At 69.0% G+C, this 22,773-nt stretch carries 7 protein-coding genes and 1 pseudogene; 3 read left to right on the top strand and 5 right to left on the bottom strand.

The annotated features are described in order from the left end of the window. Positions 1-51: 51 nt before the first annotated feature. Complete coding sequence (locus ACIRRA_RS05735) at positions 52-327, bottom strand: hypothetical protein (protein WP_402763546.1); 276 nt, start codon at positions 325-327, stop codon at positions 52-54. After that, positions 324-1,991, bottom strand: a complete 1,668-nt coding sequence (locus tag ACIRRA_RS05730) for a cytochrome bc complex cytochrome b subunit (RefSeq protein ID WP_402763544.1) — start codon at positions 1,989-1,991, stop codon at positions 324-326. Before ACIRRA_RS05730 ends, ACIRRA_RS05735 begins: the two co-directional genes overlap by 4 nt. Before the next feature lie 219 nt (positions 1,992-2,210). Between ACIRRA_RS05730 and ACIRRA_RS05725 the strand changes: the two genes are divergently transcribed. After that, the gene (locus tag ACIRRA_RS05725) at positions 2,211-2,909 is read left to right on the top strand and encodes a response regulator transcription factor (RefSeq protein ID WP_402763541.1); all 699 of its coding nucleotides are present in this window, start codon (positions 2,211-2,213) and stop codon (positions 2,907-2,909) included. An 89-nt stretch (positions 2,910-2,998) separates the two neighbouring features. Here ACIRRA_RS05725 and ACIRRA_RS05720 read toward each other — a convergent pair. Beyond that, positions 2,999-3,256 (bottom strand): annotated as a pseudogene (locus ACIRRA_RS05720) (beta-ketoacyl synthase N-terminal-like domain-containing protein); the annotation flags it as partial. Between the two features lie 9 nt (positions 3,257-3,265). Beyond that, on the bottom strand, positions 3,266-4,600 hold the full coding sequence (locus tag ACIRRA_RS05715) for a cytochrome P450 (RefSeq protein ID WP_402763538.1): 1,335 nt from the start codon (positions 4,598-4,600) through the stop codon (positions 3,266-3,268). 110 nt (positions 4,601-4,710) lie between these two features. Between ACIRRA_RS05715 and ACIRRA_RS05710 the strand changes: the two genes are divergently transcribed. Both ACIRRA_RS05710 and ACIRRA_RS05705 read left to right on the top strand, forming a co-directional pair. Next, positions 4,711-5,568 (top strand): class I SAM-dependent methyltransferase, encoded by an 858-nt coding sequence (locus ACIRRA_RS05710; RefSeq protein ID WP_402763536.1) that lies wholly within the window; start codon positions 4,711-4,713, stop codon positions 5,566-5,568. Next, positions 5,561-6,319 carry a thioesterase II family protein gene (locus ACIRRA_RS05705; protein ID WP_402763533.1) on the top strand — a complete coding sequence of 253 codons (759 nt, stop codon included), beginning with the start codon at positions 5,561-5,563 and terminating at the stop codon, positions 6,317-6,319. The genes ACIRRA_RS05710 and ACIRRA_RS05705 overlap by 8 nt, the downstream gene beginning before the upstream one ends. Positions 6,320-6,533: 214 nt before the next feature. Here ACIRRA_RS05705 and ACIRRA_RS05700 read toward each other — a convergent pair whose 3' ends face one another. After that, entirely contained in the window at positions 6,534-22,769 is a 16,236-nt protein-coding gene (locus ACIRRA_RS05700) for an SDR family NAD(P)-dependent oxidoreductase (RefSeq protein ID WP_402763530.1), read from the bottom strand. Positions 22,770-22,773: the final 4 nt, after the last annotated feature.

Genomic DNA, 22,773 nt, shown 5'->3' with positions numbered 1-22,773 from the left:
AATCGCACAGCGGTTCCGGCTCAACCGAGAGCAGTTCTTGTCGGCTCGTGGTCAGTTGGTGTGGCGGCTGAGGACTTCGTAGGCACGCAGGACGTCCTCGGGGAACACCAGGATGTGTAGGCGGTGCAGTCGATGGTGGCGCCATCGAAGAGGCCGATGGGTGGGATCGGTCGCGGTGGTGGTTCGTACGTCGTGGGCGTGCAACAGGCTTCGTGTGGCGCGGGCGGCGTGGTCGTCGAAGACGGTTGCCGCGGCGACGAGTAGACCGTAGGCGTCTGGTTGCGGTCGGGTGAGCAGTGTTTCGGTGCGCCGGTGCGGGAATTTCATGTATGTTCACGGCCATCCGGTGTCACGTCGGAGGACTGTTCGCGCCCGGTGATGCGCTGCTGGTAGGTCCGTAGGACGGTTAGTTGGGCTGATTCGGCGGCGTGGTCGGCGCGGCGGAGGGCTGCGACCTGGTCGGGCGGGTCGGCGCGGAAGAAGCTGCCGCTGCCGGGTCTGCCGGCGATCCCGAGTCGGTTCATCTTCTTGGGCACGGGTGCGCCCTGATAGTCCAGCGGGACCGGGTGGCCGTGGTCGTCGACGGGGCCGAGCGATTGGTGCAGCTCGATGTATTCGCCGTGGGGCAGGCGCCGGATGACGCCGGTTTCGATGCCGTGCTCGAGTACGGTCCGGTCGGCTCGCTGCAAGCCGACGCAGATCCGGTAGGCGATGAAGTAGGCCAGCGGCGGCAGGAGCAGGATGCCGATGCGTCCCGCCCACGTGGTCGCGTTGAGGGAGATGTGGAACGCGTAGGCGATGATGTCGTTGCCGCCCATCAAGGTCAGGATCAGGTAAGCAGTGATCGACATGGCGCCGATGCCGGTGCGCACCGGCACATCCCGGGGTCGTTGCAGCAGGTTGTGGCGGGCGGTGTCGCCGGTGAGGCGTTTCTCGATCCAGGGGTAGACGATCAGCACCGCGAAGATCAGGCCCATGATCAGGGCGACCCAGAATGCGGCGGGGATGGTGTAGCGGCCCAGATACAGCTCCCACGGCGGCATGGTGCGGGCCAGACCCTCGGTCCACATCATGTAGAAGTCCGGTTGCGATCCCGCCGACACCTGGGAGGGGTTGTACGGGCCGAGGTTCCAGATCGGATTGATCTGTAGCAGGCCGCCCATGAGTGACACTGCGGCCAGGGTGAACGCGAAGAACGCGCCCTGGTCCAGGGAGAAGACCGGCACGATCCGAGTGCCGATCACGTTGCGTTCCGTCCGTGCCGGACCGGGGTATTGCGTGTGCTTCTGATACCAGACCAGGGCGATGTGGGCGGCGATCAGGGCGAGCATGATGCCGGGGATCAGGAGCACGTGAGTGATGAACATGCGGGGCACGATGATGTTGCCGGGGAAGTCGCCGCCGAAGAGTAGCCAGTGCAACCAGGTGCCGATGATGGGCAGGCCCATCGTGATGCCGCCGAAGGCCAGGCGGAGCCCGGTGCCCGAGAGCAGATCATCCGGCAGTGAATAGCCGAAGAAGCCCTCGAACATGGCAAGGATCAGCAGGATGGAGCCGATGACCCAGTTGGCTTCGCGTGGTTTGCGGAACCCGCCGGTGAAGAAGACCCGGAACAGGTGGACGATCATCGAGGCGACGAATAGCAGTGCGGCCCAGTGGTGAACCTGACGGATGAACAGGCCGCCGCGGACTTCGAAGGAGATGTTCAGGGTGGATTCGTAGGCCCGTGACATCGTCACTCCGCGCAGCGGCTGATACGGCCCGTTGTAGACCACATCGGTCATCGACGGATCGAAGTACAGCGTCAGATACACGCCTGTCAACACCAGGATGATGAAGCTGTAGAGCGCGATCTCACCGAGCAGGAACGACCAGTGCGTGGCGAAGACCTTGTTGATCGACCGTTTGATGAACGCAGCGGCCCGATAGCGCTCGTCGGCCGCGTTGGCCTGGACGGCGAGGGCGGATGTGTTGCGTCGGATCCGTGCCATGACCGGTCTCCTTGGGCAGGCCGGGTCGCGTCTGCCCGGCAGAACGTGACATCACGCCTTGTCGATTTTGGTCTACGCCGCGAAGATGAAGCATTCATGAAGATCAACTCGCTGCGTTCCGGAGGCCCGGCGTAGGTGTAGTCATGAACGGTATGGACTCCCACGTCAGGGTTGCCCGGCGTTGCCGATGCCGAGAATGTGGGCGGGAGGCTGATCCATATGCGCGTGCTGGTGGTCGAGGACGAACAGAAGATGGCACGGCTGCTGCGCCGGAGCCTGACCGAGGAGGGGTACGCCGTCGACGTCGCGGCGGACGGACCCGATGGCTACGGTGCGGCCGCCAGCCGCGCCTACGACGCGATCGTGCTCGACGTGATGCTGTCCGGATTCTCCGGGTTCGAAGTGTGCCGGCGATTGCGGAACGAGGGCGTTTGGGTGCCGGTGCTGATGCTGACCGCGCACGGCGCGGTGCGCGACCGGGTCACGGGGCTCGACGATGGTGCCGACGACTTCCTCACCAAGCCGTTTCATCTCGACGAGCTGTCCGCCCGGCTGCGGGCCCTGATCCGCCGGGGACCCATCCCGCGGCCGACGGTGCTGCGCGTGGGTGATCTGCGCATCGATACCTCGGCACGGCGGTGCTGGCGCGGTGACGATGAAATCGTCCTCACAGCGAAGGAATACGCCATGTTGGAGATGTTCGCGCGGCAGCCCGGCGCGGTGCTGACCCGGGAACTGCTCACCGAGCACTGCTGGGATTTCGCGTACGAATCGCGCTCCAATGTCGTGGACGTCCACATCCGCGGACTGCGCGGCAAGATCGACCGCCCGTTCGGCGTGGTATCCCTGGAGACCGTGCGCGGCGCGGGTTATCGCCTGCGTAGCGACGGTGGCCGGATAGAAAGCCCGACAGCATGATTCGCCGCTGGCCCATCCGCACCACACCACGACCGATGTCCTCCATGCCGACGCTGGAGAACCCGCCGTCACCGCTAGACCCCGCGGTCCGCGCCGCCGAAGAACTGCGCGGCGAACGGGGCGTCGCTGGTCCCCTGCAAGCCCTGCGCGACCTCGTTGAACCGGTCGAACGGGGTCGGGCGGTCGGTGTAGGCCATGGCCAGCGCGCCGCGCTGCATCTGCTCGAAACCCATGGCCAGCACCACGTCCGCGATGCCGTGGGCGATGGCCTGACGGGCCAGGAACAGCGCCGAGGACCCGGTCGAGCAGTTGTTGTTCACATTGACCACCGGAATGCCGGTGGTGCCCTTTTCGTCTCAGCCGCCGACCAGGTGAGGCCCGGAGGTCACGGACGGGACGGCCCGGCCGTGAGTCGACCGACCCAGCCGCGCCGACAGATGCTCGTACCCGTGCAGCGTGGACAGGGCGCGGCGGCGTGGGATGCCGTCGAGCCGGAGGTCGGGGAAGCGTTCGAACAGCGCGGGAAGGGCATGCGCCGCTTCCAATCTGGCCAGGCTGGCCCCGATGCAGGCGTGGACTCCGCTGCCGAAGGTGAGGTGTTCCTTGGCGTTCGGGCGGGCGATGTCGAAGCGGTGAGGGTCTGGGAAGTGGGCGGGGTCGCGGTTGGCGCCGGCGAGGGAGACGATGATGGATTCGGCCGGTTGGAGGCGGACGCCGCCGAGGTCGATCGGTTCGAGGGCGCGGCGGGCGGTCATCTGGACCGGCGGGTCGAAGCGCAGGATCTCCTCGATCGCATTGGGCCAGCGGTCCGGTTCGGCGCGGAGGAGGTCGAGTTGGTCGGGGTGGGCCAGCAGCAACGGGATTGCGTTGCCCAGCAGGTTCATCGTGGTTTCGAAGCCCGCGCCCATGAGCACGTTCGCGGTGGCCATCAGCTCGGTGGTGGTCAGGTCGCCCGAGGACACCAGGGTGCCGAAGATGCCGTCGCCGGGGGTGCGGCGCAGTTTCTCGATATGGGCGAGGAGATAGCCCTTCATCGCGGAGGTCGCGGCCATGGCGCGCCGGTGGGCCCGCCAGGTGATGCCGACGTCCAGCAACGGGGTGACGACGTCGCCCCAGCGCAGGAACAGCTCACGGTCGGCGGCGGGGAAGCCGAGCATCTCGGCGATGATGGCGGTGGGCACCTGGGCGGCGAAATCGCCTATCAGGTCCGCGGATTCGCGCCCGGACAGGGCATCGAGGAGTTCGGCGGTGACCTCGTGCACCCGTTCGCCCAGGCGGGCCACGGCGCGCGGGGTGAAGGCCGAGGCGACCGGTTTGCGCAGCCGGCTGTGCTCGGGCGGATCGACCATGAACATCGATGGCGCTTCGACCGGGTTGGGCGGCAGCTCTATTCGTTCGGCATAGCGGCGCAACGGGCCGGGAACGGCAGGGTCGACCGGGGTGCGCGTGCCGAATCTGTTGTCACGCAGGATCGCCCGGCACAGCTGGTAATCGAAGGCCGCGTGTCCGACGGGGGCCGGCCGCACCCCACCCGCCCCACGCAGCCGGTCGATCAGCGAATACGGATCGCTGCGGTCTTCGGCACCACTGAGCAACCGGGCGAACGAGTCGCCCCGATAGTGGTGCACGCGCAGCGCCAGTCGCGGTAAACCGTGTTCGGCTGCCCACCTGATCGAATACCGTGCGCTCATCAAATCCCCTGTGCGTGGCGAAACTTCAGAAAAGACAGTGGTTCACTGTATCCAGCGGGAGTGTTCCAGCGCCACAGGCAATGTCGGGTTCACTGTGCAAGACTGCACGGGTGGCCGAGACCGCTCAATTAGTTACCACCGTATCCGACACCGCCCGCTGGGTCGCCGCCTTCCGCGCCATCGAATCCGCGCGCCCCGACGCACTTTTCGACGATCCGCTAGCCGACCTGGTCGCCGGAGAACGGGGTCGCGCCATTGCCGCCAATGGACCGCGCCTCATGCGCAGTGGCTGGAATTTCGTCACCCGCACCAAGTTGATCGACGACCTGATCATGAAGAGCATCGCGCAGGGCTGCGATCGGGTGCTCAATCTGGCAGCGGGCATGGACACCCGCCCGTACCGGCTGGAGTTGGCGGCCGAATTCCCTTGGATCGAAGCCGATCTCCCGGGATTGATCACCGAGAAGAACGACATGCTGGCCGGCGAATCGCCGCGCTGCGCGCTCACCCGCACAGCGGTGGACCTCGCCGATCCCGAGGCCCGGCAGCGGTTCCTCGATGAAGCCCTCGAGGGTGCGCAGCGCGCGCTCGTGCTCACCGAGGGTCTGGTCTACTACCTCACCGACGACAATGTGATCAGCCTGGGCGACGCCCTGGCCCGTCCCGAGATCGCCTGGTGGATGGTGGATGTCAACAACCAGGCGCTGGTGAAGCGGACGAACAAGTCCACCGCCGAACTGCTGGCCAACGCCCCCTGGCACTTCGGCCCGGTCGAGCCGCTGCGCTTCTTCGAAAGCATCGGCTGGACCGCCGACGACGTGGAGCATCTGGCCTGGGCCGCGCACCGGTTGCACCGGCTGCCATGGTTCATGAAACCGCTCACGCTCCTCCCCCAGCCCGATCCCCGTGCTCCGATCAAGAATTCGCGGATGCCCTGGAGTGCGGTGGTGCGACTCACCCATGGCTGATTGGCTACGACGCCTGTCCCCGGCATCCGGAACCGGCGCACATACATTGGTTTGTTTTCCCCACGCGGGCGGTGCCGCAATGTCATACGGCCCCTTGGCCAAAAGCGTCGGGGACGAGTTCGAGGTACTGGCAATCCAATATCCGGGCCGCCAGGACCGCCGTCTCGAACCCCTCGTCGGGAATATCGCCAACCTCGTCGACGGCCTGCTCCCGGAACTGAAGGAAGCCGTCGGAGACGCCCAGAACTTCTCCCTGTTCGGGCACAGCATGGGTTCCGTCGTGGCCTTCGAGGCCTGCCGACGCCTCGAACAGGAATTGGGCGCGAACCCGGCCGTCCTGTTCGCCTCCGGCCGCCGCTCCCCCTCGGCCGCGATGCCCGAGCGGCGAATGCATCTGCTGAGCGATCGAGAACTCGCCGATCACCTCGTCCAGTTCGGGGGCACCCCCACGGTATTGCTCGAGGACCCGGAATTCCGAGCGCTGATCCTGTCGATCGTCCGCAACGACTACCGAGCCATCGAAACCTACACGTGCGAGCCCGGCGCGGTCGTCAGCAGCCCCATTGTCGCCATTACCGGCGACCGAGATCCCGACACGAGTTTCGCGCAGATCGAAGGCTGGGCCGCCCACACCTCCGGCGCCTTCTTCGCGAAATCCTTTCCAGGAGGCCACTTCTTCATCGACGCGAACAGCCGCCCGATCGGCGACCTGATTCGCGAACACTGCACCCGCGCACTGTCGACGGACTAGGCGGATTCAACCTGAATGGGCAGCAGTGTGGCGATCAGCGCCGCACTTATTCCGAGGGATCGGTATTCATCCTGATCATCGGTGAACCGGGCGTCAGCGCAGCCGAAACCACAGCCGCGACCGTCGACATTCTCAGCAATATCTGACGCCGACGGAATGCCGCTCGGGCCGGAACGACCGGGTGGGCCCGGTAATTGCCCACCCGGTCGCCGGGTCAGCTCTCGAGCCAGCCCTCGATCGCTGCCGCCGCCTCGGCCGAGCCGTCCTCCAGGATCGTGAAGTGGTCGGCTTGGACCGAGACGACGGACTGCGTTGCGTCCCAGGGCTCGGCCCGCCAGTCGCCGCGGTCCGAGCTGCCCGGGAAGGGCTGGGCGCACTGCACGAACAGTGTCGGGGTGACGACGGAGCCGGGCGACATCTCGTGGAGCATGTTCACGTACCAGCCCATGCCGGACAGGCGGGCGCTGTCGAATCGGCCGAAGGTCGCCTCGTTGGACACCATGTGTTCGGCCATCGCGCGTAGCAGCCATTGGCCGAACTCGTCTTGCACCTGGTAGGTGTCCAGCATGACGAGCCCGTCGGGGACGGGGCCGCCGGCCGCCTCCATGTGCTCGGTGAGGAGGTAGGTGAGCAGGCCGCCCGAGGAGTAGCCGAGCAGGATGAACGGGTCTCCCTGGGCTGCCTCGATGACGTTGCGCGCCAGGGCTTCCAGTGCTGCCCGAGATGTCGCGGGCAACTCCTCTCCCATTCGGCAGCCGATCGGCGAGATGGCCAGCACGTCACGCTCGGTACGCAGGTGTGATGCGATGCGTGCGTACTGGTGCGCGCCGCCGGTCGCCAATGGCGGTGTGAGGCAGATGATCCGGGGCAGGGTGGAGCCCGTCGCGAGTCGCGTCGGCACCGGTAGCCGATCCAGATCCTGTGCCGAGTCGAACTGTTCGCGCAGTTCGGCCGCCATCGTCAGCAAGGCGAAACCCTTATCTACCCGGCCGGTTTCGATCGCGCCGCGGAACATCCCGTACAGCGAGTCGTCCGCGCCGCCGGTCTCCTTTCGGGAGTCGGTGGCGAGCTCCTGGAGCAGGTATCGAGCCAGTGCCGCCGGTGTCTTGTGATCGAAGATCGCGGCGGTGGGCAGGGTCAGGCCGGTCGAGGCGTTGAGTGTGGTCCGCAGCTCCATGGCGGCCAGCGAGTCGAATCCCGATTCGAGGAAATCCCTTTCGGGATCGAGGGATTCGATGCTCTCGTGCCCCAGCAGCCTGGCGGCGAGCTCGAGGATGTGCGTCCGGAGCCACTGTTCCTGCTCGGACTCCGGCAGCTGTGCCAGATGCCTGCGCAGGGCGGCGCTGTCCTGGCCGCCGACGCTCTGCCGACGCCCTCCCCGCTTGGCCAGGTCCCCGAGCAGCGCGGGCACCGCGTCGCGGGAACGCAGTGTGGCCAAGTCGATTTCGACCGGCACCTGCACCGGACGCGAGGTGGACACCGCCGCGTCGAACAAGGCCAGCGCCTTGTCCGCGGCCAGCGGCGGCAGACCTTGCCGTCGCATGCGCTGCCGGTCGGCCTCGGAGAGGAACTGCGAGAGCCCGGTCCCGATATCCCACAGCCCGTAGGCGAGCGAGGTGGCCGGCAGGCCCTCGGCATGGCGCCGGGTGGCCAGCGCATCGAGGAACACGTTGGCCGCCGCGTAACCGCCCTGTCCGGCGGGCAGTATCGAACCCGCCACCGAGGAGGTCATGACGAAGGCCGACAGTCCGGCGTCACGGGTGAGCTCGTGCAGGTGCCACGCGGCATCGGCCTTGGCGCCGAGGGAGTGGTCGATCTGCTCCGGCGTCAAGGTGTCGACAAGTCCGTTGATGGCGGTGCCCGCCACGTGGACGACGGCACCCAGTGGATGCTCCGCGGGTATCGAGGCGAGCAGGTCCGCCACCGCGTCCCGGTCGGTGACATCGCAGGCGGCGACGTCGACCCGGGCACCGAGCGCCTCGAGTTCCGCGCGCAGTTCCGCGGCGGCGTCCGGACCGCGGCGACCGACCAGCAGCAGGTGCCGCACGCCGTGCTCGCGCACCAGATGCTTGGCCAGGTAGCTGCCGATTCCGCCGGTGCCACCGGTGATCAGCACCGTCCGTTCCGGATCCCACGGCTCGAGCCGCTCCGCGTCGGTCGCCGACGCGGCGCGAACCAGCCTCGGCACCCGCGTCCCGTCCGCGCGAACCGCCAGCTCCGGCTCACCCGAGAGTGCCGCGGCGACAAGCCGATCCGGAGTCGTCTCCGTATCGGCCTCGATGAGCACGATCCGCCCCGGGTTCTCTGCCTGCGCCGCGCGCACCAGACCCCACACCGCGCCGAGAGCCGGATCGGAGGACGAATCGGTGATCACGGCCAAAGTGCTTGCCGTGTACCGCTCTTCGGCGAGGAACTGCTGGACGACGGCGAGCGTCCCGTGCAGGGCCGCGCGCAGCCGGTCCGGCATCTCGATGCCTTCCGGCGAGGGCCGGAAGAGCAACACCGAAGCCGCTGCCGTGCCGCCCCATTCTGCCCAGGTGGCCCCTTCCGCCGATCGCAGTTGCGGACCGGTCCGCCAGGTGAGCTCGTACAGCGCGTCGGGCGCCGACGCGGTCGCGGCCGCGAGCAATTCCGGCGACAGCGGGCGCACCGCGAGCGACCGAACCGAAAGCACCGGCGTGCCGGCGGAATCGGCCATGGTCACGGTGATTTCCCCGGGACTCGACACGGTCAGCCGCACGCGCACCCGCCGAGCGCCGACGGCATGCATGCGCACCGACGACCAGGCGAACGGAACGAGGGTCGGGCTTTCGGTGGATTCGCGCGCCTCCTGCCGCAGCCCGATGGCCAGCGCATGCATCGACGCGTCCAGCAGTGCTGGATGCACGCCGTAGCCCTGGGCCGAAGTCTGTTCGGGCAGTGCGACTTCCGCGAACAGATCGGCACCGCGACGCCACAGGGCCGCCAGTCCCTGGAATGCGGGCCCGTAGTGGTACCCGAGATCGGCGAGCTCGTCGTATACGCCGTCCAACGGAATCGCCGCGGCATCGACCGGCGGCCACTGGACGAAGCCGTCCCAGCCGTCCGGCTCGGTGCCGTCCGTACCCGGGCTCACCGCGCCTCGGGCATGGTGGGTCCACGGGGCCGACGGATCGTCGGCGTCCTTGCCCGAGTAGATGTCGAGCCGTCGGCGACCGTTCTCGTCGTCGCCGACGATCACCTGGATCTGCACTCCGCCCTGCCCCTGCACCACGAGCGGCGCCAGCAGGGTGAGTTCCTCGAGTTCCGGGCAGTCGACCTGTTCTCCGGCGTGCACGGCCAGTTCGACGAATCCGGTGCCGGGCAGCAGCACCGTGCCGAGCACGTCGTGATCGGCCAGCCACGGATGGGTGGCCGTGGACAGGCGGCCGGTGAATCGGATGCCGCCGCTCTCCGGCTGCGGCACCAGCGCTCCCAGCATGGGATGCTCGCTGGACCCCAGGCCGAGCGTGTGCGCCTCGCCGGTGTGCAGTGAACCCGTGGCCCAGAAGTGGCGGTGCTGGAAACTGTAGGTCGGCAGATCGACCTTAGCGGCTCCGGTCCCGGCGTAGTAGCCGGTCCAGTTCACCGTGGCCCCGGCGACGTAGAGGCGGGCGAGGCCCGTCAGCATGGTCGCGGGGTCCGCGCTGTTCCTCCTGGCGAGAGCGACGGTGGTTGCGGTGTCGAGGGTTTGGGCGATCATCGGGGCCAGTGCGGCATCGGGGCCGACCTCGGCGAACCGGGACACGCCCGAACTCGCCATCGCGGCAACCGCATCCGCGAATCGCACCGTGCCCCGAACCTGACCGACCCAGTACGCCGGATCCGACATCTCGTGCTCGACCCGTGCGCCGGTCACCGTCGACACCAATGCGATACGGGGGCGGCCGAATTCCAATCCACCAATGGCCGAGGCGAATTCGTCCAGCATCGGTTCCATGGCCGCCGAATGGAACGCGTGGGAGACCCGCAGCCGATGAGTACGCCAACCGCGCTCGGCGCACGCGTCGACGATGGCCAGGACCGCGTCCTCGTCACCGGAGAGAACCACCGACGACGGGCCGTTGACCGCCGCGATCGACACACCGCCGGTCAACAACGGCAGCACGCCGGCCTCGGACGCGCCGACTGCGACCATCGCTCCGCCCGCGGGCAGAGCCTGCATCAGACGACCACGCGCGGCCACCAGCGCACAGGCATCCGCCACGGACAGCACCCCGGCCGCATGGGCGGCCGCGACTTCGCCGATCGAGTGACCGGCGACGACATCGGCGCGGAAGCCCCACGATTCGAGCAGCCGGAACAGCGCCACCTCGAACGCGAACAACCCCGCCTGCGCGAACACCGTCCGGTCGACCACATCCTCGGAGGACAGTGCGACGCTCAGCGAAACCGGCTGCGCCAGCAGCGGATCCAGCTCGGCGACGAGGGCATCGAAGTGCTCGGCGAACACCGGATACGCGGTACGCAGCTCGGCGGCCATGCCCGCCCACTGCGCGCCCTGACCGGAGAACACCACGCCCGTCGAGCCCGACACCACCCGGCCGGACACCACAGCCGGTCCCGCCTCACCCGCAGCCACCGCCCGCGTGCCGGCCAGCAGGCCGTCACGGTCGGCAGCGAGGACGACAGCACGATGGTCGAACACGGCACGGGTGGACGCCAGTGAGAAACCGATATCGACCGGATTCTGTTCGCCCACATGCGATGCCAGTCGAGCGGCCTGCCCGGCCAGAGCATCGGCACTGCGCGCCGAAATCACCCACGGCGCAATCCCACCGGCCGGAACGGACTTCACCGCCGACACCGGAGCCGGGTCGGCCGCCGGAGCTTGTTCGATGATGATGTGGGCGTTGGTGCCGCTGATGCCGAACGAGGACACACCGGCCCGACGCGGACGATCGGCTTCCGGCCACGCCATCGCTTCGGTCAGCAGCCGCACATGACCCTCGGACCAATCCACCTTCGTCGACGGCTGATCCACGTGCAGCGTCTTGGGCAGCATGCCGTGGCGCATGGCCATCACCATCTTGATCACACCGCCCACACCGGCGGCTGCCTGGGAGTGACCGATGTTCGACTTCAGCGACCCCAGCCACAGCGGACGATCCTCGGCACGGTCCTGACCGTAGGTGGCCAGCAGCGCCTGCGCCTCGATCGGGTCGCCCAAAGTCGTTCCGGTGCCGTGGGCTTCGACCGCATCCACCTCGACCGGCGACACCCCGGCATTCGCCAGGGCTTGGCGGATGACCCGTCGCTGCGACGGGCCGTTGGGAGCGGTCAAGCCATTGGACGCACCGTCCTGATTGACCGCCGACCCGGCGATGACCGCGAGCACTTCGTGCCCGTTGCGCCGGGCATCGGAGAGCCGTTCGAGCACCAGCATGCCGACGCCTTCGGCCCACGCCACGCCATCGGCGGTGTCGGAGAAGGATTTACACCGACCATCCGGCGACAGCCCACGCTGACGGCTGAACTCCACGAGAGTCTCCGGCGTCGCCATGACGGTGACGCCGCCGGCCAGGGCCAGATCGCACTCCCCCGACCGCAGCGACTGCGCGGCCAGATGCATGGCCACCAGCGACGACGAGCACGCCGTATCCACGGACACCGCAGGGCCTTCCAACCCCAGCGTGTACGCGACCCGCCCCGACACCAGGCTGCCCGCAGCGTTGCTGCCGGATCCCTGCGCGTAGTCGTGGTACATGACACCGGCGAACACGCCGGTCGAGCTGCCGCGCAGCACGGCCGGGTCCACGCCCGCGCGTTCGAGCGCCTCCCATGTGGTTTCGAGGAGCTGCCGCTGCTGCGGATCCATCATGGTGGCTTCATTGGGGCTGATCCCGAAGAAGTCCGGATCGAATTCGGCCGCGGTGTGCAGGAATCCGCCTTCGCGGGTGTACGCCTTGCCCGGGCGGCCGGGTTCGGGATCGTAGAGGCCATTGACATCCCAGCCGCGGTCGATCGGAAGCGTCGTCACCGCGTCCCCGCCGACCCGGACCAGTTCCCACAATTCCTCGGGGGAGGTGACCCCGCCCGGATAGCGGCAGGCCATGCCGACCACGGCGATCGGGTCGCCGTCGACGGCCCGGCTCGCCACGACCTCGGCCTCGCGCCCGCTTCCGGTGAGTTCCCCGGCCAGATACTTCGCCAGGTCCTGCGGCGTCGGGTAGTCGAACACCAGGGTCGCGGGCAGGGGCAGTCCCGTGACGGCCTTGAGGCCGTTGCGGAACTCGATCGCGGTGATCGAATCGAAGCCCAGCTCGTTGAACGCCCTGTCCGCCGCAACAGCATTGGCGTTCTCGTGACCGAGGATCGCGGCGACCTGGCCGCGCACGATCTCCACGAGCACACCGAGCCGCTCGGCCTCGGGCGTGCCCGTCAACCGGGCGCGCAGGGCCGCGGCCGCACCCGAGGCGGCCTTGCGGCGCTGCGGGACCAGTGCGGAAAACAGTGCGGGCGCGGCGAATCCCGCGTTGCGCAGGGCGTCGAGGTCCACGCGGGCGAGGACGACGGCGGCCGTGTCGAGCCCGAGCGCGGCGTCGAACAGCGCGAGACCCTGCTCCTCCGACAACGGCAGCAGACCCGAGCGGGACATGCGGTGCCGGTCGACGTCGCCGAGTTCGGCCGCCATACCTCCGTCCGAGCTCCACAGACCCCAGGCGAGCGAGATGCCGCTGCGCCCGGAGGCCCTGCGGTGCACCGCCAATGCGTCCAAACAGGCGTTGGCCGCGGCGTAGTTGCCCTGACCGGGCCCGCCGAACGACCCGGCCACCGAACTGAACAGCACGAACGCCTTCAGAGGCAGCTCGGCCGTCAGCTCGTGCAGGTGCAGGGCGGCATCGACCTTGGGCGCGAACACCGCGTCCAGCCGCTCCGGGGTCAGCGAGGCGATCGCACCGTCATCGAGGACACCGGCCAGGTGGAACACCCCGGTCAGCGGATGATCGGCGGGCACGCGGGCCAGCACCTCGGCGAGCGCGCCACGATCAGCGACGTCACACGCGACGAATTCGACCTCGGCCCCGAGATTCTCCAACTCCGCACGTAAATCGGTTGTGCCGGAAGCGGATTCGCCGCTGCGGCTCAGCAGCAGGAGCCGACGCACGCCGTGGGCGTCGACCAGGTGCCGCGCGAACAACCCGCCGAGGTAGCCACTGGCACCGGTGATCAGCACGGTGTCCTCCGGACCGAGGGAGTCGGTCACCGCAGCGGCCCCGTCCACGACCCGGCCGAGTCGGGCCCGGTGCACCTGCCCGCCACGCACCGCCACCTGTGGTTCGTCGGCGGCCAGGATTCCGCCCAGCAGCCCACCGAAGTCGGCATCGTCGGAGTCGGTGTCGACCAGCACGATCCGGCCGGGGGCCTCCGCCTGGGCCGAGCGAACCAGTCCGCATACTGCGGCACCGGCGAGGTTCGTAATGTCCTCCCCCGCAACCGAAACTGCACCGCTGGTCCGGACGACCAGCACCGACTCCGCGAAGCGCCGATCGGTCATCCAGGTCTGAAGCGATTGCAGCACTTCGTGAGTCGCCGCGCGCAGGGCGGCGGGATCGTTACCCGCCGGGCAGTCCAGCACCACGACCGGCGGGACCTGCTCGCTCTCACCATCGAGATCGGTCCAGGCAACTGCGGCGATGTCCTTGTCCGCCACCGAGATCGGGGCCCAGCCGACATCGAACATCGCAGTGCGCGCGATGGGTGTGCCCGCGGTGAGCTGCGCGGGATCGATCGGCCGGGAGGCAAGATTCCGGATCGTCGCCACCGGGGCGCCGGTCGAGTCCGCGAGCTCCAGGGCCACGCCGTGCGCGCCGACGCGGGTGAGCCGGACCCGCACCGCGTCCGCGCCCGCCGCGTGCACCGTGACACCGGACCACTCGAACGGCAACACGGGGCCGCTGCCCTGCGCCGCGCCGTCGTCGGCGAAACGCAAGGCGTGCAATGCCGCATCCAGCAGCGCCGGATGCACGCCGAACCGCTGGGCCTCGACGCGCGCCAGCTCGGGCAGTTCGACCTCGGCGTAGATCCCGTCGGTTCCGCGCCACACCGACCGCAGGCCTTGGAACATCGGGCCGTAGTGGTAGCCCTGCTCGTCGAGGGAGTCGTAGACCCCGTCGATGTCGACCTCGGTGGCACCGGTGGGCGGCCAATGGGTCAGATCCGCTGTCGCGCCGACGGTTTCCGGCGCGAGCACTCCCTCGGCGTGCAATGTCCACGACGCGTCCGGGTCGTCGTCGAGGCGGGAGAAGATCCGGACACCGCGCCGACCCGAACCGTCGTCGCCGCCGACGAGGACCCGCACCGCCACCCCCGCCGACTCCGGCAGCACCAGCGGTGCGCGCAACACCAGCTCGTCCAGGCTCGAACAGCCCACTCGCTCACCGGCATTCAGGGCCAGCTCGACCAGACCGGTCCCCGGCAGCAGCACCGTGTCCATGACGCGGTGATCGGCCAGCCAGGGATGCGTCCGCACCGACAGCCGGCCGCTGACGGCGATCACATCCGAATCCGGCTGCGACACCACCGCCGACACCAGCGGATGCCCGGTGGCGATCAGGCCCAGCGACTGGGCGTCCGCATTGCCGAAGGACCCTGCGTGCATCCAGAAGCGACGATGCTGGAAAGCATAGGTGGGCAGGTCGATTCGCTGCGCGCCGGTACCGGCGTACAGGGCGGCCCAGTCGACGTGAGCGCCGGTCACGAACACCGCGGCCACCGCCGCCAGCAGGGCCGGGGGATTCGCTTGGCCACCGCGCGCCGTGGCGACCACGGTCGGAACCGCCGGCGCGGCCGCCTGCCCGGCCTCGAGCGTCTGGGTGACCATCGGGGTCAGCGCGGCATCCGGCCCGACCTCGACGAATCTCGAAACCCCCAGTCCCGCCATCGCGGTCACCGCATCGGCGAACCGCACGGCGTCGCGCACCTGAGCGACCCAGTACGACGGAACCGACATTTCCTCGGAGACCCGTGCACCGGTGACCGTGGACACCAGCGGCACACCCGGGCTCGAGAACGCCACACCCTCTATCGCCGAAGCGAATTCGGCCAGCATCGGTTCCATCAAGGCCGAGTGGAACGCATGCGAGACGCGCAAACGGTGTGTGCGCCAGCCGTGTTCGGCGCACGCCTCGACGACGGCGAGGACATCGGCCTCGACGCCGGAGAGCACCACCGACGACGGACCGTTGACCGCCGCGATCGACACACCGCCGGTCGACAACGGCAACACGTCGGCCTCCGAGGCACCGACCGCGACCATCGCGCCACCCGTGGGAAGCGCCTGCATCAGACGGCCACGCGCCGCCACCAGCACACACGCATCGGCCAGCGAGAACACCCCTGCCACATGCGCCGCCGCAACCTCACCGATCGAATGACCGGCGACGACATCGGGCCGCAGACCCCAGGATTCGAGCAGCCGGAACAGCGCCACTTCGAACGCGAACAACCCCGCCTGCGCGAACACCGTCCGATCGACCAACTCCTCGGACAGCAGCGCCTCACTCAGCGAAACCGACTGTCCCAGCGCCGGGTCCAGCTCCGCCACGATCGCGTCGAAATGCTCGGCGAACACCGGATACGCCGCACGCAGCTCACTCGCCATCCCGGTCCACTGCGCACCCTGACCTGAGAACACCATGCCCGTCGAGCCGGAAACCACCCGACCGGACACCACGCCCGCCGCGGATTCGCCACGGCCAATCGCTTGGATACCGGTCCGCAGACCATCCCGCTCGGCCGACAACACCACGGCCCGGTGCTCGAACAGCACCCGCGACGTCACCAGCGACAAGCCGATATCGATCGGATCGTGCTCGCCCACATGGGATGCCAGCCGCCGCGCCTGATCGGCGAGCGCCTCGCCGGTCCGTCCCGAGACCACCCACGGCAGCACACCGCCGGCCGGAACGGTCCTGTCCACCGCCACGGGAGCGGGCGAGGCCGGAGCCTGTTCGACAATGAGGTGGGCATTGGTGCCGCTGAGACCGAATGAGGACACACCGGCGCGACGCGGCCGATCGGCCTCCGGCCACGCCACTTCTTCGGTCAGCAGCCGGATGTTGCCCTCGGTCCAATCCACTTTGGTGCTGGGCTGATCGACGTGCAGCGTGCGGGGCAGGACCCCGTGCCGCATGGCCATCACCATCTTGATGACACCGCCCACACCCGCGGCGGCCTGGGCGTGACCGATATTCGACTTCAACGACCCCAGCCACAGCGGACTGTCCGCATCCCGGTCCCGACCGTAGGTGGCGAGCAGTGCCTGGGCCTCGATCGGGTCGCCCAGGCTGGTGCCGGTGCCGTGGGCCTCCACGACATCGACCTCGGCCGGGGACACCCCGGCATTGGCGAGCGCCTGCCGGATGACCCGCCGCTGCGAGGGACCGTTGGGCGCGGTGAAACCATTGGACGCGCCGTCCTGATTCACCGCCGACCCGGCGATCACGGCCAGCACCTCGTGCCCGTTGCGGCGAGCGTCGGAAAGCCGTTCCAACACCAGCATTCCCGCACCCTCGGACCATCCGACGCCGTCGGCGGCCTCGGCGAACGACTTGCACCGGCCGTCGGGCGCGAGCCCGCGCTGCCGACCGAACTCGAGGAACATGTCCGGGCTGGACATCACCGCCACACCACCCGCCAGGGCCAGATCGCATTCGCCCGACCGCAGCGACTGCGTGGCCAGATGCATGGCCACCAGCGAGGACGAGCACGCCGTATCCACCGCCACGGCCGGGCCCTCCAACCCCAGGGTGTAGGCGATGCGACCGGGCACCAGGCTGCCCGCGACGCTGTTGCCGGTCCCGGTGCCCTGCGCGTAATCGTGGTACATGACACCGGTGAACACACCGGTCGAACTGCCGCGCAGCACCGCCGGATCGAGGCCGGCGCGCTCCAGCGCCTCCCACGACACCTCCAGCAGCAACCGCTGCTGCGGATCGATCACGGTGGCCTCGATCGGGCTGATGCCGAAGAAGTCCGCGTCGAAATCGGCTGCGTCGTAAAGGAACGAGCCCTGACGGGTGTAGGTCTTACCGAGCTTGCCCGGCTCGGGATCGTAGATGCCCTCGGTATCCCAGCCACGATCGACCGGCATCTCCCCGGTGCTGTCGCCGCCCGAGACGACCAGCCGCCACAGATCTTCCGGCGAGGCGACGCCGCCGGGATAGCGGCAGCTCATGGCCACCACCGCGATCGGATCATCCCCGGCGACCCGGCGGGCGGTGACCGCGACATCCTGGATGGTGCCGGTGAGTTCGGCCTCGATGAACTCGGCGACGGCCTGCGGGTTGGGCTGATCGAAGACGAGTGTGGCCGGAAGTTGCAGGCCCGTCGCGGCATTGAGCCGGTTGCGGAACTCGACGGCGCTCAGCGAGTCGAATCCGAGCTGCTGGAACGCCTGCCGGGGTTCCACGGCGTCGACGGATCCGTGCCCGAGCACCTCGGCGGCCGCCGAGCGGACCACTTCGAGCAGCGCGCTCTTGCGCTCGGCGTCCGACAGGCCCGCCAGCCGCTGCGCGAACGCCTGGCCCGCCGCGGATCGGTTGCGGCGCACCGGGTTCGGCACGAGCGCGCGGACCAGGGCCGGGAGCTGCTCGCCCCGGGTGCGCAGCACCGCGCGGTCGATCCGCAGCGCCACCAGCTGCGCGGCATCGGTGGCGATCGCCGCGTCGAACAGCGCCAGGCCCTCGGACTCGGACAGCGCCGGGAAGCCCTGCCTGCGCATCCTTTCGAAGGCTTCCTCGGGCAACTCGAAACCGAGTCCGGTCGCACGCGCCCACAGACCGTAGTCGATCGAGGTCGTCGGCAGTCCCAGGCTGCGGCGGTGCGCGGCCAGGCCGTCCAGGAAGACGTTCGCCGCGGCGTAATTGGCCTGGCCCGTGGCCAGCACCAGCCCACCGGCCGAAGCGAGCATGACGAACAGCGACAGCGGGTTGTCGCGGGTCAGTTCGTGCAGATGCCACGCCGCATCGGCCTTGGGGCCGAAAACGTAGTCGACGCGCTCGGGCGTGATCGACTCGATCAGGCCGTTGTCCGCGGTTCCGGCCGCGTGCACCACGCCGACCAGCGGATGCTCGGCGGGGACGGTGTCCAGCAGTGCCGCGAGCGACTCCCGGTCGGAGACATCGCAGGCCGCGATGGTCACCTGTGCGCCGAGCTCGGCCAGTTCCGCGCTCAGTTCGGCGGCGCCGGGGGCATCCGGTCCGCGGCGGGAGGTCAGAAGCAGATGGCGCACACCGTGTTCGGTCACCAGATGCCGGGCGATGACCGCACCGAGACCGCCGGTGCCACCGGTCACCAGCACGGTGCCGGGTTCGGTCAGGGGCACGAGGGTGCCGGGTGCGCGACGGTGCAGACGCGGCACCAGCAGGCCCGAATTCCGCAGCGCGGCTTCGGGTTCCATCGTGGCGGCCGCCGCCGCGATCGCCAGGGGGTCGGGTTCGCCGCGATCCAGGTCGAGCAGCTGGAATCGGCCCGGGTGTTCGGCCTGCGCGGCACGCACCAACCCCCACACGGGCACCTGTCCCAGATCCACCTGCTCCGAATCGGCGACGGCCACCGCGTTTCCGGTCAGCACGACCAGCCGGGAACCGGCGAAACGCGGATCGGCCAGCCAGCGGTGCACGGTGCCGAGGACGTCGGCGGCGACCCGCCGTATCGCTTCCGGCGGCGCGCCCTCGTGGCGGGGGCATTCGAACAGGACGAAATCGGGGACGGCAGCGTCGGGATCGGCCTCCAGATCGGCGAGGAACACCACCCGGTCCGGCTCGACCGTCCCTGCCGACAGTGACTGAGCCGCAACCCATTCCACGTCGAAGAGCGCCTCCGACACCCGATCACCGCGAAGACGCTCGGCCGACACCGGCCGAGAGACCAGGGCACCCACCGACAACACCGGGTAACCCTGTTCGTCGGCCAGCTGTACGGCGAACCGATCGCCCTGCACCACGATCCGGACTCGCACCGCGGCGGCCTCGGCGGCGTGCACCACCACGTGATTCCAGGAGAACGGCAGGGCCGGGAATCCCTCGAGGCCGCCGCGCACACCGTGCACGATCGCCGCGTGCAGCGCCGAGTCGAACAGGGCGGGGTGAATCCCGAACCCGTTGGCGTCCTTGGGATCCGGCAGCGCGACCTCGGCGAACAACTCGTCACCGCGCAGCCATGCCGCCTGCAGGCCCTGGAAGTGCGGGCCGTAGCCGTACCCGGCATCCAGCAGCTCGTCATAGGCGCCGGTGACGTCCAGCGGTTGCGCGCCGGCCGGTGGCCACGCGATGAGGTCGAAATCGGCCGTCGTCTCACCCGGCGCGAGAACGCCTTCGGCGTGCACGACCCAGGGGCTCTCGGCCGACTGCCGGGAATGGACGCTCAGTCGCCGGCGACCGGCCTCGTCGGCGGCGGCCACCACAACCTGCACCGAGACACTGCCCTCGGCCGGAACGGTCAACGGGGCCTGTAGCACCAGCTCGTCCACCACATCGCAGCCCAGCAGTCCACCGATGTAGGCGGCCAGCTCGACGAACCCGGTACCCGGCAGCAGCACGGTGCCGAGCACGCTGTGATCGGCCAGCCATTCGACCGAGTCCAGCGACCACCGGCCGGTGAAGCTGACGCCGCCCGAATCCGGGTGCGGCACTACGGCACCCAGCAGCGGATGATCCACGAGGTCCAGCCCGGTAGCACCGGTTCCGCCCAGTTCCGCGCCGAAGAACGAGAGCGCCAGCGCCTGCTTGGGGTCGAGCCAGAAGCGCTCGTGTTGGAAGGCATAGGTGGGCAGGTCGATTCGCCGGGCACCGGAACCGGCATAGAGACCGGCCCAGTCCACCGCGGCACCGGCCACGAACAACCCGGCCACGCCACCCAGCACCGTGGACGGATCGGCATGGTCTCGGCGCGCCAGCGCCATCACGGCCGCGGTGCCGTCGTCGACGGTCTGGGCGATCATCGGGGTCAGCACCGCGTCGGGCCCGACCTCCGCGAACCTCGCGACACCCGAATCCACCATCGCGGCGACCGCATCGGCGAACCGCACGGTGTCGCGCACCTGACCGACCCAGTACGCGGGGTCCGACATCTCCTCGCCGATCGCGGCGCCGGTCACTGTCGACACCAATGGCACATTCGGGCGGCCGAAGGTCAATCCCGCGATAGCCGTGCCGAATTCGGCCAGCATCGGTTCCATCAAGGACGAGTGGAACGCATGCGAGACGCGCAAACGGTGTGTGCGCCAACCATGTTCGACGCATGCCTCGATCACGGCGGTGACGGCTTCTTCGACACCGGAAAGTACCACCGACGAGGGACTGTTCACCGCCGCGATCGACACCCCGTCGCTCAGCAGCGGCAGCACCGCCGCTTCGGCGGCTCCCACGGCGACCATCGCGCCACCGGCGGGCAGCGCCTGCATCAACCGGCCGCGCGCCGCCACCAGCACACACGCATCCGCCAGCGACAGCACACCCGCCACATGGGCTGCCGCGATCTCACCGATCGAATGACCGGCGACGACATCGGCGCGCACGCCCCAGGATTCGAGCAGCCGGAACAAGGCCACCTCGAACGCGAACAGACCCGCCTGCGCGAATACCGTCCGATCGACCAGATCCGCGCTCGTCAAGGCCGTGCTCAGCGAAACCGGCTGCCCCAGTTGTGGATTCAGCTCCGCCACGATCGCGTCGAAATGCTCGGCGAACACCGGATAGGCCGCACGCAACTCGACGGCCATCCCGGCCCACTGCGCACCCTGACCCGAGAACACCACACCCGTCGAGCCGGGCACCACACGACCGGACACCACGCCTGCGGCGGTGTCGGCGCGCCCCAGCGCCCGCACCCCTGCCAGCAGACCATCGCGCCCCTCGGCCACGACGACGGCGCGATGCTCGAGAACCGCACGCGTGGACGCCAGCGAGAAGCCGACATCGATCGGATCCTGGTCGCCCACCCGCGCTGCCAGGCGCGCGGCCTGATCGGTGAGGGCCCCGGCGGCGCGCGCCGACACCACCCACGGCAGCAGTCCACCGGCCGGGACGGTCTTGGTCACCGGCCCCGAATCCGGTTCCGGCACCGGCTCGCTCACCGGGGCCTGTTCGACGATGACGTGCGCGTTGGTGCCGCTGATGCCGAACGAGGACACGCCCGCGCGCCGCGAACGATCCACCTCCGGCCACGGCACCGCCTCGGTCAGCAGTCGCACCTGACCGTCGGACCAATCCACCTTCGTCGACGGCCGATCCACGTGCAGCGTCTTGGGCAGCATGCCGTGGCGCATGGCCATGACCATCTTGATCACGCCACCCACGCCCGCCGCGGCCTGGGAGTGACCGATATTGGACTTCAGCGACCCCAGCCACAGCGGCCTGTCCTCGGCACGATCCTGACCGTAGGTCGCCAGAATCGCCTGCGCCTCGATCGGATCGCCCAAAGTCGTTCCGGTGCCATGGCCCTCGACCACGTCCACATCGGCCGCGGTGATCCCCGCATTGGTGAGCGCCTGGCGGATGACCCGCCGCTGCGAGGGACCGTTCGGCGCGGTCAAACCATTGGACGCGCCGTCCTGATTGACCGCCGAACCGGTGATCACCGCCAGCACCTGATGACCGTTGCGCTGCGCGTCGGACAGCCGCTCCAGCACCAGCACGCCGACGCCCTCGGACCAGCCCACCCCGTCGGCCGCGTCGGCGAAGGACTTGCAGCGGCCGTCGGGCGACAGTCCGCGCTGCCGGGTGAACTCGATCAGGGTGTCCGGCCCGGCCATCACGGCGACACCGCCGGCCAGGGCCAGATCGCATTCGCCCGACCGCAGCGACGCGGCCGCCGAGTGCATGGCCACCAGCGACGACGAGCACGCCGTGTCCACCGTGACCGACGGCCCCTCCAGACCGAACACGTACGAAACCCGCCCGGAGGCAAAGGATCCCGTAATCGCATTGCCCGGGTAGTCGTGATACATCATGCCGACCCACACCCCGGTCTTGCTGCCCTTGAGCGTGCCGGGGTCGACACCGGCCCGCTCGAACGCCTCCCACGTCGTCTCCAGCAGCAGGAACTGCTGCGGGTCGTTGATCATGGCCTCGTTGGGGCTGATATTGAAGAACGCCGCATCGAATTCGCCTGCGGAATGCAGGAATGCGCCCTCCCGGGTGGCGCTGGTGTTCGGCGTCTCCCCCGTCGGATCGTAGAGGCGCTCGATATCCCAGCCTCGGTTGGTGGGGAACTCCGAGGTGGCGTCGCGCTCCTCGATGACCAGCCTCCACAGGTCCTCGGGAGAACCGACGCCGCCCGGATAACGGCAGGCCATACCCACGATCGCGATCGGTTCGCGCAGGGCGGCGTCGAGCTTGCGGTTGCGGGCGCGCAGGCGCTCGGTCTCCTTGAGCGATACGCGCAGCGCCTGGGCGAGCTTCTGAGTGTTGTCCTCGGGCTTGGTCATGATG

Origin of the sequence: Nocardia sp. NPDC101769 (assembly GCF_044766925.1) — a bacterium.
In the GTDB taxonomy this organism is placed as follows: Bacteria; Actinomycetota; Actinomycetes; order Mycobacteriales; family Mycobacteriaceae; genus Nocardia.
Note: the sequence above shows the minus strand (reverse complement) of the source record. Positions and strands in the feature narration are given on the sequence as shown.